A 366-nucleotide genomic window follows, 5' to 3' on the forward strand; every position below is an offset into this window, starting at 1 on the left:
ACTGGATAATTGGGCCGACATTAATGTTCGCGCTAGCGGTTATATTTTTACGCGACTATCCAGAATACATGACTGGCGTTATTTTAATCGGACTTGCTCGTTGTATCGCTATGGTATTGGTATGGAACCAATTGGCTAAAGGCGACAATCAATATGTTGCAGGCCTTGTAGCATTCAACTCAAGGGGCGAAATTCTTTTTTTTAGTGTTTACGCTTGGTTCTTCCTAACATTTCTGCCACCACTTCTTGGCCTCGAAGGCAGCGTAATTGATGTATCCTTTTGGACAATTGCAGAAGCTGTTCTGATTTATCTCGGCATACCATTCTTTGCCGGATTTCTTTCGCGCCTTATTTTAACCGCTACCA

1 protein-coding gene is annotated in these 366 nt (G+C 42.6%); it reads left to right on the top strand.

The genetic code is table 11. The features are described 5' to 3' along the window. The coding region (locus HBA93_RS19315) for a bile acid:sodium symporter family protein (RefSeq protein ID WP_502910145.1) at positions 1-366 on the top strand (366 nt) is incomplete at both ends.

It is taken from the genome of Ochrobactrum sp. SFR4 (genome assembly GCF_019730395.1).
Classification (GTDB): Bacteria; Pseudomonadota; Alphaproteobacteria; order Rhizobiales; family Rhizobiaceae; genus Pseudochrobactrum.